9 protein-coding genes are annotated in these 14,788 nt (G+C 40.3%); 5 read left to right on the top strand and 4 right to left on the bottom strand.

What is annotated here, in order from left to right:
• Positions 1 to 12 precede the first annotated feature (12 nt).
• Positions 13 to 588, bottom strand: a complete 576-nt coding sequence (locus tag WJR50_RS17740) for a hypothetical protein (protein ID WP_341294645.1) — start codon at positions 586 to 588, stop codon at positions 13 to 15.
• Positions 589 to 1,440: 852 nt separating this feature from the next.
• On the opposite strand from WJR50_RS17740, the gene WJR50_RS17735 reads away from it, so the two are divergent.
• From WJR50_RS17735 to WJR50_RS17720, 4 genes are all read left to right on the top strand, one after another.
• Positions 1,441 to 4,152, top strand: coding sequence for a CHAT domain-containing protein (locus tag WJR50_RS17735; RefSeq protein ID WP_341294644.1), 2,712 nt, complete (start codon positions 1,441 to 1,443; stop codon positions 4,150 to 4,152).
• Positions 4,153 to 4,275: 123 nt separating this feature from the next.
• Positions 4,276 to 4,467: a hypothetical protein gene (locus WJR50_RS17730; RefSeq protein WP_341294643.1), complete on the top strand. Its 192-nt coding sequence runs from the start codon at positions 4,276 to 4,278 to the stop codon at positions 4,465 to 4,467.
• A gap of 180 nt (positions 4,468 to 4,647) precedes the next feature.
• Entirely contained in the window at positions 4,648 to 5,130 is a 483-nt protein-coding gene (locus WJR50_RS17725; protein ID WP_341294642.1) for an RNA polymerase sigma factor, read from the top strand.
• Positions 5,127 to 5,345: a hypothetical protein gene (locus WJR50_RS17720; protein ID WP_341294641.1), complete on the top strand. Its 219-nt coding sequence runs from the start codon at positions 5,127 to 5,129 to the stop codon at positions 5,343 to 5,345. The genes WJR50_RS17725 and WJR50_RS17720 overlap by 4 nt, the downstream gene beginning before the upstream one ends.
• Before the next feature lie 90 nt (positions 5,346 to 5,435).
• Here the strand turns inward: WJR50_RS17720 and WJR50_RS17715 are convergent, their stop codons facing one another.
• The 3 genes from WJR50_RS17715 to WJR50_RS17705 form a co-directional block, all read right to left on the bottom strand.
• Positions 5,436 to 6,167 carry a response regulator gene (locus tag WJR50_RS17715; RefSeq protein WP_341294640.1) on the bottom strand — a complete coding sequence of 244 codons (732 nt, stop codon included), beginning with the start codon at positions 6,165 to 6,167 and terminating at the stop codon, positions 5,436 to 5,438.
• A 102-nt stretch (positions 6,168 to 6,269) separates the two neighbouring features.
• Complete coding sequence (locus WJR50_RS17710) at positions 6,270 to 8,102, bottom strand: tetratricopeptide repeat protein (protein WP_341294639.1); 1,833 nt, start codon at positions 8,100 to 8,102, stop codon at positions 6,270 to 6,272.
• Between the two features lie 1,160 nt (positions 8,103 to 9,262).
• Positions 9,263 to 11,434, bottom strand: coding sequence for a caspase family protein (locus WJR50_RS17705; RefSeq protein WP_341294638.1), 2,172 nt, complete (start codon positions 11,432 to 11,434; stop codon positions 9,263 to 9,265).
• Between the two features lie 488 nt (positions 11,435 to 11,922).
• Here WJR50_RS17705 and WJR50_RS17700 point away from each other — a divergent pair, with 488 nt between their 5' ends.
• Positions 11,923 to 14,742, top strand: a complete 2,820-nt coding sequence (locus WJR50_RS17700) for a CHAT domain-containing protein (RefSeq protein ID WP_341294637.1) — start codon at positions 11,923 to 11,925, stop codon at positions 14,740 to 14,742.
• The last annotated feature ends 46 nt before the right edge of the window (positions 14,743 to 14,788 follow it).

Below are 14,788 nucleotides of genomic sequence, written 5' to 3'. Positions count from 1 at the left end.
GTAAAGGAAAACCTATTGGCCAGACTGTATCTGCTCAAAAGTGACGTCCCGAAAAGTACCCTCTATGGAGAAAGTGGAATTCACCGGATTAGAAGGACTTCCCAGATTGATCATCTCTCCTGCTATCTGGAAGGTGCCCGATATTTTCAGGGCTGATTTATCCAGCACTGTGATTACTAATTCTCCCGATCCGAAGCCTGCGGTTTGTTGAGCAGATGGTTCAGGCGAATAGATACCTACTACTGCCGGATAAATTCCGGTGGCCGAAGAAGTATAAGTGGTATTAGTTTCCAGAGTTTGGTAATCTCCGTATAACTGAATACCTACAATAGTAGTGTCTCCTGCATCAATAGCTATTCCTGCTACGGTGAGCACATCTATTGTAGGATTTTCATTATGGATAGCAACTGAAGAAGAAATGAGGCTGGTAGAAAATGGCTCCCCGTCAATGGTCGCCTCCATCATCCCATTATTGGCTATGGGTTGCAGTTCACCGGAGTTTTCTTCCTGAGGATCTAGGTCTTTATCTTCCTGGCAGGAAAAATTCAGTATACTCAATAGTAATAGTATCAGTGTGTAGTTTCTCATGGGTGTAAGTTTAATGTAAACAAAAGGAGACGTAGTGGTACCAGGGCAGCTCAGGCTACCAGGTAGTTCCAATGAAAACCAAATTCATTAGTATATGACAGGTTTAACAAAAGGTTACCCTTGAGCGGATAACTTTTTTATTTTTCTTGAAAAAGAGTGCTTACGAGCGGATGCCCGAAGTGCTGCTGAGAATAATTATTGGTAGTTTAGTAAAATAGACTCTTTTGTTTTTGCAACTGGAAATAAAATTACTCACATTTTGATAATAAAAAAGCTATTTAACCCTCTTTCTGCTAACAACTTTTCGAAGACTGACTGATTTCACACCAAAGCAGTTTTTCCTCTCACCAAACTGAAAGAAGTGTTTTTGAACGCTTTTAAGGTACTATTTTTAGTACAAGTGAAACTTTTTTTCACACCAAAAGGGTAATTGTTCAGACAAATTGACAAATTGACGAGTATCTAATACTTTCTAATGTTGATCAAAACTTTAAGCAAACTCTTATAGTCGGATAAAGTCTAAATTTTCACATTAGCATTTATCAAAAAAAACACTTTTCTTAAAGGATTGTATGAACTGCAATAAGCATAAACAATGTAGAGATTAAAAACCTAATCATGAACCTGACCAGTAAACCCAGGAATTAAAGCAGCACTTTTTCTGGTGCTAGTCGCAAGACAGGTTAGCTTTCGGTTAGGCATTTCGCAAAGCTCAGTTGTAGATGAGTAGCATAACAATTCTATACACTGGATTGCTTTTGCACTGGCTTAATAAAAAATCTTGTTTATATTGGTAATAATTAATAAAAACAATTCTCAAAATTTCAACCTTTCAGCACAACCACCATCGCTATGAGAAGATACCTTTTCACCCTACTCACGCTTATTGTTTTAGTACCCTCTTACGGTCAACAACTCATCACAGAAAGGCCTTGGTATGCCTTTATTAAATGTAAAGCCATGATTGAGCAACAGCACTACGATAGTGCATTACTCTGGGCCGATACTGGTATGGAACGAGCGGAAGAGGAATTTGGTAAAACTACCGATGAATATGTTTTCTTTCTTCATAACAAAAATCTGGCATTTAAGGCGGCAAACCAAAGAGATCAGATTGAGCCAATGTACAATGCGTATTATGAAGAATTGAAAATAGCCCCTACCGACTCTGCTCTTATTAACCACCTAAGGATTAAAACCTTCTCGGAAACCATGCGAAAAGTGGGCGTTGAGGAAGTATTACGAACGATGACACTGATGAAAAGCAAACTAGGAAAGAAAGCTCAAAACCTGGCATTGAGTGCTTTTGAGAATCCGGAGGCTGATAGCCGACGGTGGACGACTATTTTGGCTTTCGTAGACCTGGGAGGTGAGTTTCAACAGATTGATCAGGAAACTGAAGAGAATAAATCTCTATTTAAAGGTACCCCTCTAGAGAGCACCGCTAATGATGTTTTTGGTAGTATAAGTCTTTTTAAAAAAGGAAAAAAAACCAAAGAAACGCTTAATGAGCATAACAATCCCGAAGATAGTGTGGAGCGTCCCAAAATAGGCATCCGAGCATTTCTAGGTGCTAAAGAGGAGGAGGATGAAGAGCCTAAAGAGGAAAATCCGTTGATCCCGCAGTTTGTAGCCACTGGTGTCAATTACGCTTCTCTTAGCGAAGCTCAGATTGATTCTTTGGAAGCGAAAGTTGTTGAAGAATATATACTTAAAAAGCAGCAGAGAGATACTTCTCAATCCATATTTAGCAATGTTATCTTTGCAACCACCGCCTTAGGAGCTGGAGTTTTTTATGAAAATGTGGACCGCATTACCCAGGCAGACACTTGCTTCGCTAGAGCCAACGAAGGTTTTCATAATTACATGAGTGAGTTCTCCCTGCTGGTGGGTCAGGAAGATAAAATGCGCTCTGTTTCTGACTTTTATGCCTTCTCCAATTACGCCAACAGCTTTGTACTAAGGCACTACCGGGAATATCCCTCTATTACCGGACTTGCGTACAATAACATACTACTCGAAAAAGGGCAGTTGCTAGAGAAAAACCGCTTTATGCAACAAGCCGTCACTAACTCTGATGATGAATATCTTCTCCGAGTATACGATTTATGGATTGATGCCAAAAATATTGTAGCGGCAACCAACCTTGAAGAAATGAAAGATGATGAAGTTAGGAATTACATAGATTCTGTAAAATTTGCTATGCAAGAGCTCAAAAAAGAGCTTAACCGGCAAACCCAATTTGAAAACCAGCAGCAGTGGGTAGCCATTCGGGAAAACCTCTCTGCCGGTGAAGCGGTAGTAGAATTCTTACACTTTCCTTATTACGAAAAGGGAAAAGTACTGCAGAACAGTGAAGAAGAGGAAGAAAAAGTTACTCCCTTTGACTCTATCTATTACGCTGCGGTCGTAATGCGTCCAGAAGATGAATATCCTCATATTGTTCCTTTATGTAAAGAAGCTGATATTATAGAACTGGTAAAGGGAGAGGAATCTGAGACAATTGCTAACCAATTATACCGGGGGGCAGGTGCTGTGAAAACCAGTTTAAGTAAAGGTGATCAGCTATATGATCTGATATGGAAACCCTTAGAACCACTGCTCAATGAGAGTGAGACTGTACATTTTTCACCCACTGGACAATTACATAAGGTGTCTTTTGCGGGCTTACCATCTCCTGATGGAGCATTGGTTGAGCGCTACCAGTTACATCATCTTGGTAGTACGCGCTTACTTGCCTTTGGATCGGTAACAAAACCTGTAAATACTAATTCGGCTGCCTTATTTGGTGATATTAACTTCAACGCCAACCCGGACGAACTACTGGCTATGGCAGAAAGTGAAAACCTGGTGAGCTATGGCAATGCCTTTGTATACAAAGATAAAGAAAAGGAAGAATGGAAAAAATTAGATGGGACACTTTATGAAGTGGAAGCCATCGCTAATCTTCTAAACGATAAACAAACTCAGTATGATTACTTTACGGGTAGCAGCGCTATGGAAGAGAGATTCAAAAAGCTAGGAGATCGAAGAGCTGAGTCTCCGGGAATTGTTCACGTAGCAACACATGGTTTTTTTCTGGCTAATTCAGAAACCGAAAAAAAGAAGGACAAAGAAGAAGACGAAGAACTTTATGACCCAACTTTAGCATTACGAAGATCGGGCCTGGTGTTTGCCGGAGGTAATAATGCCTGGATGGGTAAAAAGAATGTGCCGGAAGATATAGACGATGGTATTTTACTGGCTTCCGAAGCTGCTCAGATGAGTCTGCAAAACACTGATTTGATAGTACTATCCGCCTGTGAAACCGGGCTTGGCGATATTACGAACAGTGAAGGAGTATACGGGTTGCAGAGGGCTATTCGGGAGGCGGGTGTGCGTTATCTTGTTATGAGTCTGTGGAGCGTTGATGATGAAGTTGCAAAGTTTACCATGCAACGGTTTTATGACTTATTGATTGATCAAAAAAAGCCAGTCAGTACCGCCTTTAATCAGGCTCAACAGGAAGCTCGCCAGCGGTTCAATGATAATCCTGACTGGGCTGCTTTTACGCTGGTAGAATAAAAGATAAGATTAGTAGGAACAAGAAGCTCCCTGGTGAGCTTCTTGTTCAATATTGGTAACTAATATAGAATTGTATCATATATAGTCAGAAGAAAATCATTATCAACTTCAACACTGACTAATATGAAAAAGCCTGCTTTATTACTAGCTATACCAGCTCAATACGAATCTTATACGGGCACTTCCCTATATTATTCAAGACTAGAGGAGATTACCCCCCTTCCTGTTTGCCTTTCTGGCTATTTGGCTTTCTTACTACCCGATATGGCTGTGGTTAGCGGTATCAATCTAAATAATAGCTGCCTGCTGCATTAAAAAATATTTCTTCTTTTGAAAGGTGGGCGGTTTTTCCTAGTTTGAAGTGTTATTTAAAAACTACTACGACTAACCACCGTGACCGAACAAGAACTAATAGAATTACTCAAAAAGTGCGATCGTCGAGCTTTTCAGGAGGCATTAAAATGTTATACTATATGTCGAGGAGTTCTCTTAAAAATGGGAATTCCTGAAGAGGTCATTGAGGATATTTTTCAGGAAAGTATAATCGTCCTTTACGAAAATTCGCAGGAAGAGGGCTTTGTATTAACCTCTAAGCTATGTACTTACCTATGTGCAATATGTAAATATAAGGGATTGACTTGGCTCCGGAAAAATGGGAAAGGGCAGAACCAAGAAAACATGGAAAATTTCGCTGATGACAATGAGGGCGAAGAGTTCGTATATGAGGAGAAAAATGAAGGGGGAGCACCAATATTACCTGAAGAGGATTCTAACCTACCTTCTGAAGAAAAGATACGGGAGGCAATCGATAGTTTAGGTTCTCCCTGTAAAGATTTAATACTGGCTGTGTATTACCATAAAACCAGGATGGAGGAACTTAGAGAGGAGTTTGGATACAAAACGTTGAACTCAGTGAAAGTAGCAAAGCACAAGTGTATGGAGCGATTGAAGAAAATATTAAATCCAAAAAAACCATGATTAACGAAGAGGATAAAACTTATATAATTGACCAGTATTTGGCTGGAACTTTAAATGATAAACTGCAATTAGAGTTAGAAGAGCGAATAAATGAGGATGCTGAATTTCGTAGGGAAGTAGCCCTCCAGCAAAAGATTATCCGCACTGTTAGGAACCGAGAGCGGGACTCAATACGCAATGCATTAGCTGAACTGTTTGACTCAGAATTTAGATAACTCAAATGTTTTAGAGAGTTGGAGTTGAAAGGCTGTAATAACTAAAAACTAAGTTAACTCCAGCTAATAAACATTAGGTTCTAATTAAACTCAGGGCTTCGTTTTAATAAAACTTAAACGTTGCATAAGCGTTTTCCGATAATGTTCACCCACCGATAATTTTTCTTCACCCAACCAAATGGCTTTCTTCTCAATCTTGGTCAAATGATGGGCATTAATAACATGCTTTTTTGATATCCGAACCAAGTCATCAGATTCTAATTGCGGAATAAGCTTAGATAAATAAAGGGTGATATCATATTTTTTCCCATACTTGGTAATTAGCGACGTATAGCTACCATCTCCCTCAACATACAAGATATCATCTTTCAACACTTTTTCATGCCCCCCATCGGATGTAGGAATAAAGACCGCATTGTCTAATAGCAAATGATCTTTGGTATTTTGTCGAGCAAAATTCTCAATGGCCAAATCTACATTCGTGATAAACTCTTTTGCCCTAAATGGTTTTAAGACAAAAGTGACTGGTTGGGTATTTTTTGCTTGTTCCAGTAAATTATCTTCTGCACTACCAGTGATGTAAATAATGGGTACTTTGGTTAGTTTATTAATTGTACTGGCTACAGCAATTCCGTTCTTCTCACCATCAAGTTGGATATCAAGAAGTACTAAATCCGGTAGTTCTTGCTTAAACAGCTTGAGGGCACCTTCATAAGAACGGGCAATCCCTGTTACTTCATACCCTGCTTCCTCCAGCTGTTCTTTGATATCTTCGGCAGCAAGTAGTTCATCCTCTACAATCAATATTTTAACTTTAGCCATAATTCTAAGAATTCATTTTAATTGGTTTTAATGATTAATGAAGCTTTTCTGAAAAAGTTACTGTATTTATCAGAGTAAAACTAAAATTTACCCTTGTATCATTTATTTTCTTGGAAAAGTTAATTGAAACAATGTTCCATCTTGAATCTGATAATCAGCTTTTCCACCTAGCTGATCAGTCTGCAAATGAATTAGTTTGGTACCAAACGTCTTGGAACCATTACATTTATCCAAGTCAATTCCAGGACCGTTATCCTGAATAACTAACAGGTATGATTGGGCTGAAGCTGGCTGAAAAGTTACCTTCAAAGTAGGTTGAGTATGGTCGGGAAAAGCATACTTACAGGCATTACTAATTACCTCATTGGTGATTAGGCCAACGGGTACGGCCTGATCAACATCGAGCATAACATCGTCCAGAGAAAGTTGCAAGTCTGCCTTGCAACCAAATGAGTCCAATACCTGAGGAATTAATTCTTCTAAATATTCACGCATGTTTACGTCAGTAAGCTGATTTCCGTACAAACGACGATGAATCAGTCCCATAGATTGAATACGCAACTGCGTTTCGCTCATTGCTTTTTTTGCACCATCGTCTTCTAATCGTCGTGATTGCAGGCTCAGCAAACTGGAGATTGAGTGTAAATTATTCTTGACCCGATGATGCACTTCCCGTACCAGATCGGCATTGCGATCTTTCATTCTACGATTTAAGTTATACAAACGAAACAAGACGATACTAATAACTGTCAGAATTGCTCCACCAGAAAGCGCTGCCAGGGTGTAGCGTTGATGTTGTTCACTTTCAGCCTGGGCAATTGATGCCCGTAGTTCAGCATTTTCCCTGGCTTGCTCTTCTTGATGTAATGTATACTCAGCCTGGGTCTCCATCACTTTAAGCCGCTCTTCATTGAAGAGGCTATCCCTGAGTGCAGCCCACTGCTTTTGGTAGGAAAGTGCCCTTGCTGTTTGATCCGTTTTTTCGTGGTAAAGGGCTTCTAAACGGAAATACTCTAGGCGAATACTCCGGGAATCCAGCTGATTAAGCAAAATCTTCGTAGTATCAAGATACGAACGAGCGGTTGATATTTGTTCACTGGACAAATAGAGTTCTCCCAAGCTATTACTGGCGGATGCCATTGCTCCTTTCATATCATATTGTTGAGCAATTCTATAAGATTCTTTTAGATAATACGACGCAGTATCCAGATGCTGTAGAGATAGATAGGTGTTTCCAAGATTATATAATGTAGTAGGTAGAGTTCTAGATTGATCAATTTGCCTTTTCCAATGCAAAGCTTGCTGATAAAATAGCAAAGCACTATCATAATCAGCCTGATCGTAGTACACCTGACCAATATTGTTGTAGACATAAGATAATCGTAGGGTATCTTTTAAGTGCGTCCATTCTTTCAAAGCAACTTCATAATACTCCTTTGCTTTATCATATTGCTCCATTTCATACATTAATACTGCTAATGAGTTATTTACCGAAGCAATAGATTGAGGTCGATTTAGGAGTTGGGCCAGCTTTAATGCCTCTAGGTAATGATTTAAAGCACTTTGATTCCGCCCCATATCCCAATAGGTCATTCCAATATTTTTTAATCTCCCAATAATTCTCACCGTATCCGACATAGCTTGTTCAAGTGCGAGCGATCGCTGATAATAATGTAAGCTTTGGTTTGAACTACCCATTAGGTAGTAATAGTACCCATATTCATTTAAAATATCTGATACCATCGTATCCTCCGAAGAGTAAAGCTGGAGCATAGAATCCAAAAGTTGAAAACCTCTAGTTGTATCATTGTGTTCAAAGTATTGGTCTGCTAAATTGAATAGGGAATCAGGATTCGAAAAATTAGTTGATGAAGCGAGTGTTTGGCTGACACTAATCAGAAATAAGAGAGTAAAATATGGTTTACGTAGTTTCATTTACCTGATTTTATAGTCAGTAAAAAGTAGCAAAAGTAAGGGACTGAAACAACAGTCACTTATAAAACTAGCATACCTTCGGATAAATATCACCAACTCTTGTGATTCGTTTTACAGATATCATATTTACTCAATTCGTTTTTGAAGTGACATTAGTAATTCCTGAGCCTGATGTATGCAATTATTATTCGTATTAACATCATCGTAACCATAGAAATCATATCAGATAGAGAAACAGTATAAAATCTTTTTTATATCAAACGGTAGTGGGGGCTAACATAGCTGAAAATACTAAAAAAGAAGCGCGTCCCAAAGGACGCATTTCTTCAATTATTCACAAGCTCTGCGACAAGGGTCTTGATCCGACCCTCCAGAACCAGAGGCCTGTTCGGTATGCTCTTTTAAGTCATCGTCAAAACCGACAACATCGCAACTGCTAGTAAGACATAGTACAACCACCATTCCAATGAAGGATTTCGCTAAAGTTTTCATTTTTTCCAGATTAGAATTAGAAAAATTGGCTCAGCCGTTTAGCTGGTGGGGTTTAGAAAGCAGAGCATCATACCTACCCCACACGGGTAATCAGCCCTGCTTTCCGGAAAGCAGCTAAGGTTTTTAGTGAATGTCTGAATTAGCTTTAGTAGACTATCTTTAAAACCGTTAGCGTAGAATTCTACGTGTTACTTTCATCTATCTATGGCGAAAAGGGAAAAACGTTACCCATCCTTTGGAAAAAATTATTTAAAACCAAGATGGAGGGTTAGGAGGTATGATTGAGAAGCAGGAATTTTCATTTAGCAATACTATTACCCTAAAAACAAAAGCCCCTTATGAAGAATAAGAGGCTTTGGTTATAAGAAGATACAAGTTAGGAGCACATAATATCCGTAGTCACATTTCTTTCAGATTCTATCCAGTAACGAATGGTTTGTTCTGTTTTCAATTAAAGTGATTAATATTTAGCGGAGGATGACGATTTGACAAATAGGTTACCCTGCCCCCCTATTTTTTTCTTGCCGATTATTGCTGTAAAAAAACATAGGATAACCTATCTATTTTCCCAGTTAGGGTCTTGAACTTTCCGATTGACTCAATATTATGCATTTTTTTTACTCTATACATGCTTAGCTATGGTCAAAACATAACCCTGGCCCATGATTTTATTTGCCTTCTTCTATCCTAAACACCAAAGTCTCAATATGTCCTGAGGAAGGAGACACACTAGGGGTACTCGCTCCCCTATTCTTCATCCGTTTAGTCTTATATGTATCTCTAAATAGTTTTTCCAGAGGGGTTAGATTCCCACCTCTTCCGGTAGACTCTCCCCGGGTAGTAACGATTGGCCCGATTTCAAAAGGCTCGGTGGTGGCAATCAGCTTGAAATTTTCGGTACCAAAAGGCCGCCCAATCTGAAAAATATCATTGGGTATCAAAGTATCACCCGCCGCAACCACGTATTCTTCGGCCGTTCTTCCATTATTGGGTATCAATGCATTGATCACATTATCCGGTTGAATATCTAGTAAGGCGAAGTAGGCTTTTTTTATTCCATGATTAATAATGCGTAATTTTATATAATCACCCTCGTTGAGAACCAACATACCCTCCTTGTTCATTTTATTCTCTATCGGTAGGGAGCGGGTTTCAACTACCCTTCGGCCCTGTTGCTCCGCTTCAATAGGAATTACCTCAAAGGATACCCGAATATCCTCAGCTTCCATTTCCAGATTACGGAGAAAGGATGCCTGGGCGTACGAGATAATCTTCTCCGTCACGTCCTCAGCAATGGCCGGAGTACGAGCTTCCTGAACAACATTCTCATAAACTACATAATCATGTGCCGTAATAATTTGTAGTGCATTGACTCCCTGTTCTTTGGTAAATTCCGTATTCATTTCTATCAGCAACTCAGGGTTTTCAGCGGTTTCCTTAATCAGGGGGGCTTCGGCAAACTCTTTTCTCAAGGCGTTGGTAAAAGCCTCATTTTCCCGGATATCCAGTTTTACCTTCACCTGCATGGCTCCGAAATTCTTGCTGGTAATAAATACCCAGGAATTTTCTGCCTCACTTTGACTTACCCCCTGATCCAACAACACATCGCTTTCCTGTAAATAGGAAGCAATTACCCGACCGGATGCTTTAGGAGTTACACCAGTAGTATCTTGAGTATCAATATCATATAAGGCAACTTCAGTATCCTCATAAATCCCGTAAAGCTGCCCACCCTTAATGGTGATATTTTTATCATCGTAGTGCTCCTTCACGGTGTAGTAATCCAATTGAGGTACCGCCTGACCACCTAAAATCTGCCGGTCCAGATCTCCTTCTATCTGGGGAGTTTGGCGAGGAGCCAGCGAACTCATGTCTACCATAATCATATCAAATAGCCCGCGGTAAGAAGTATGAGCTTCGGCTTTACTAAGGGTACGGCTAAGGGCGTAGGAAAGTGAACCTACCCGGTTACCGTTCTTATCACGAGCTTCGTAGTTAAGCTGATTGGCCCCTGCCCCACTTATTACTACTATGGGCGATAACTGATTCCCTTCTCCAGCCTCATCCCAACCTTCATTCTTACCTCGGGATTGAGACGGTTGATAACCCGGGGGAGCAATCTTTGTATTCGTCCCTCTAACATGGGTTAGTTCTCCCCGAGTAGCCGTACCCGAATGGCATGCATCCAAAACAACGATCAGATCACCTGAGGGGCCTATCTTCTGGCGTAACTGTCTCAGCAGTAAACCCAGTTCATCATCCCGCAAATGTTTTTCTCCCTTATAATCGGAATTTGGTCCTTCCACCTTCTGGGGTGCATCATAGGGTACTAGCGCTTCATCAAAACCGTCCAGTTCTTCTCCGTTGTCATCAAATACCTGCTGCCCATGTCCCGAATAATGGAGAACGGCTATACTGCCTGGTTGAGCTTTCTTCAACAAATGTTGCTGAATAGCTTGTGTGATGCCAGTTCGGGAGGCTTGCTGATCTTGCAAAACGGCAACATTATTGACAGTATCAAATCCCTGGGCTGCTAAAGAAGCTTTGATTAAGGGTATATCATTGGTTGATGCTATTTTATCCCATCCCGTTTCTGAATCATACTCACTAATCGCTATGATTAATGCAATCTTATTCGGATCGACAGCTACTTGGATAGAAGTTTCTTTCAAATTTTCATCAGAGTTGTAAGTTGCTTCTGCATTCTGTGCTCTGGAAATAATTTTGCTATCAAACACTTCTGTCTTCTCCTGAGGTGACATGGTGGTACTAAGACAGCTTAAGGTAAGAAAGGCTATACAAGCTAGACAGGTTGGGTGAGCGTTAAAAGGTTGTATCATAATAATAGATAAAAGTTTTGGCTATATCTTCTGATCTGCAATAATGATTTTAGAAAGCATATATCATCCGTTTTTTGCTACTCATATCAGGATAGAACACAAAACGAAATAAGGTTAATGCTAATAGATTTTGGTCAGTTAATCAAAATATTAGGCATTTTTTTGATAAGGATATTTGTCTTTCCTTCAAGGATTTACTCACTATAAAATTGGACGTTAAATTCACCCTATAAGAACATCAATCTAGTAAACAGGCTAAAAGTCTCAAAAAACAACCTATTTCTCTCACTAACCCATAATTCTTTCTCACAAATTGACAATCAGATCAAAAAGTCAGTCAATAAAGACCTACTAAAGATGAAAAAATTATTGATAAATTTTTATGAAAGACTTTGCTCAAAGATTATATTAATGTGATACATATATCTACCCATTTAAAGATTGAACACACTTTTATTTGTCAAGTCCATATCATATTAGCAACTACAATGAAAAATTTATTTCAGAAACTTTTTATCATTATCAGCATTCTGTGTATTAGCTTTTCTCTCGGCTTCGGACAAGTGATGGAGTGGCCCGAGGTTTTCGCAGGCGAATCATCCGAAAGCCCCCTCCATTTTATGTACATGATGGGAGGTGAATATGATAAGGCGATAGTAGAGCTGGACAAAGTGGCTTCTGAAGTAGCGCAAAATCACGGAACAAACAGCTTAGATTACCTAAACCTACAGTACCATCAATGGTTAAGTTACCATTATACACAGCAGGAAAATAAAGCTGCGCAGATAAGAGAGGAAATGCAACCCCAAGCGGATAAGCTTCCCGAAGATTCGCTGCTTAAGCATTTGCTGTATAAAAGTTGGCTGGATATACAGTTGCATAGTTCCTTGATAAGTGGAGTCAATACAAACGAGGTAATGAGCGAATCTGATGATCCTCTTTTGAGCAGTCTTGGCGAAGTCTCTGTAGTAGACCCTCAGGCATATCAACGCAAAATGGCAGCTGCGTTCGAAATTACGGAAAAATATGAAGAGCAGGAAGAAGAAAACAATGATCAGATGGCCCTGGAAATGTATGGTGCCATGTACGGTAAAGAAGGAGCCAGTGACTTGGCCGAACTTATGAAGCTAGCGGAAGAGGGTGGAGATCTTAGCGATGAAGAAGCCATACAACAATTGCTTAAGATGGAAGACAACAGTCTAATTTCCTCTTATCTACCCCTACTCAAAGGAGTTCAGGAATTGGATGAAGGCAGTTCCCCAGAAGAGGCTTTGGCTTTGGCCGAAGATGCTGAGAGAGCAGATACGGAGGCTGCTATCAGAGGAATGAATCAGCTAACTACTCCAGTTGGTTATCAGGCAAAGAAAACTATAAGTCGTCAAGAGTTTGAGGAAAAGATGCAACGGTTTGATCAATTAAATGAAGAAGAAAAAGTAGTGCTGGAAGATCAACTGCTGGACAAACTCCAGCAGCGAGATCAAATTCAAGGTAAAATCAAATGGAGCTCGCACGGTGATGTGTATATTCAACTGGCCCGGTTCTACGAAGCCCGCGGAGCTATTAATAAATCGGCTAATTTCTACCGTGATTATAAAGATGCCTTGACTGAGATTCTACTGTTGTATCAGCAAGGAGAACCCTCACCTTACGGTGAAGAAATGGAAGAAGAGGAAGATTATGCCAGTAGAGATATGCAGTATCTTACTGCTGCCGAAAACCAAATCTTCATCATCTCAGCGATGCTGCATAACTTTGTGATGAGACATCACCAGCAACATCCTGAACTGGCCAGCTACGCTTACAACACCGCTTTGCAGGATAAAGGTATGCTCTTAGAGAAAAAGCGCAATTTGAGAGTTTCTGCGCAAAATTCGGATAATGCCTACTTACATAAAATAGCTGATCAGTGGCTAACATGTAAGAAGCAAAAGGTTCACCATGACACAGAACATCCTGCCCTTGAACAACAATTGGATTTGCTGGAAAAGGAACTGAGCCGCAATGCCCAGGATCTCTTGCAAACTGACTGGAAGGCAATACAGCAGCAACTTAAAGAAGGCGAAGCTGCCGTAGAATTTATTTATTTTTACAATCTTCCGCAGGATCCTTCTTCCAATAGTCAAACTACTACTTCAATTAAGGAAATAGATAGTTTACGTACCTACGCAGCAGTCTTACTAGTCCCCGAAGAAGTTCACCCGCACTTCATCCTCTTAGCTCAGCAATTCCAACTTGACAGATTGCTTAAGATCGATAGCAGTAATTCACCTCAGCAACTATATCAAGCAAGAGGGGCCTCCCCCGTTAATAAAAATCTTACCGGAGATGAATTATATCAGTTAGTTTGGGAACCGCTGGAGCCATTTCTACAAAATACTCAGGTGGTTCATTTTTCACCGGCCGGTATTCTTCACCAGGTAGCCTTTGCCGCCCTGCCTCATCCGGAAGGCTTACTACTGGATCGCTACGATCTACGGCAGCTAAGTAGCACTCGTCAGATCACGCTACAATCTTCGGAGTCTTCGCCACAAAATGCAGTTCTATTTGGTAGTATTCGATACGGCACACCACCTAAGTCAGAAACAAATACTCAAAATGGCTCTTCTAATTCACAAGAGCCATTTGAATACCTGCCCGGGACGAAGGGAGAAATAGAAGCTATTGCTAATTTAGTGGAAGATCAAGGTATAGCCTCTGAACTTTTCACCGAAGCGGAGGCCTCAGAAGAAGCCGTCAGTCAACTTGTTTCTCCCAGCATTTTGCACATCGCTACTCATGGTTTTTTCAAAGATTCCAAAGATTCTACTGATGCTCCAACTTCGGAGGATGAACTAATATTGGATGATCAGCTTTCCAAAAGTAAAGAGCAACAAGATACTCTTCTTTTAGAAGATGAAGCAATGCTACTCAGTGGATTAGCGTTTGCCGATGCCAACCGAAATTGGAAAGACCGTGAACAGCCAGTCAAAGCAGATGATGGAATTCTGCTTGCTACTGAAGCTGCCCAACTTGATTTACATCAGACCCAACTGGTTGTACTTTCTGCTTGCGAAACCGGCTTAGGTTTGGTTCGTGGCAGCGAGGGGGTATACGGACTACAGCGTGCATTACGGGAGGCCGGAGCTCAAAAAATTATTATGAGTCTTTGGTCAGTTCCAGATTTGGAAACTCAGGAAATGATGCAGCTATTTTACCAGTTTTATTTGCAGGAAAAGCTGACTATTAGAAAGGCATTCCGAAAAGCCCAGCAGCAGATGCGGGAAAAATACGATCCTTACCAATGGGCTGCATTTACATTAGTTGAATGATCTAGGGGAGGTCGTTTATTCTTTTAAAACACGAAGATGGTCACGT

The sequence above is a fragment of the Catalinimonas locisalis genome, from assembly GCF_038039535.1.
Taxonomy (GTDB): domain Bacteria; phylum Bacteroidota; class Bacteroidia; order Cytophagales; family Cyclobacteriaceae; genus Catalinimonas.
This window is presented reverse-complemented; position numbering and strand designations above follow the sequence as displayed.